Source organism: Exiguobacterium sp. s21, assembly GCF_018617975.1.
Lineage (GTDB): Bacteria > Bacillota > Bacilli > Exiguobacteriales > Exiguobacteriaceae > Exiguobacterium > Exiguobacterium mexicanum_A.
Genome location: NZ_JACSLF010000039.1, coordinates 1 through 381 on the forward strand (window position 1 = coordinate 1; position 381 = coordinate 381).

General features: G+C 49.9%; 2 tRNA genes. Both read left to right on the plus strand.

The window, feature by feature from the left end:
- The first annotated feature begins 119 nt into the window (after positions 1–119).
- Positions 120–196, plus strand: a tRNA-Ile gene (locus tag KNP06_RS15205).
- 21 nt (positions 197–217) lie between these two features.
- Positions 218–290, plus strand: a tRNA-Ala gene (locus tag KNP06_RS15210).
- Positions 291–381: the final 91 nt, after the last annotated feature.

The window sequence follows — 381 nt, forward strand, 5'->3', positions numbered from 1 at the left end:
AACAAGGTAGCCGTATCGGAAGGTGCGGCTGGATCACCTCCTTTCTAAGGAAAATGCCCATGTGGCATTGCCCATCGTTCAGTTTTGAGAGACCAAATCTCTCGACAATCAAAATATGAGGGCCTATAGCTCAGCTGGTTAGAGCGCACGCCTGATAAGCGTGAGGTCGGTGGTTCGAGTCCACTTAGGCCCACCATTTTTTTGAGAATTCCTATATGGGGCCTTAGCTCAGCTGGGAGAGCGCCTGCCTTGCACGCAGGAGGTCAGCGGTTCGATCCCGCTAGGCTCCACTTTGTTCCTTGAAAACTGAAGATTCATCAAGACATCAAACCAATTAATTTCACATATGGTCCGTGAGGACCGTGTGTCTTAGACGCTAGA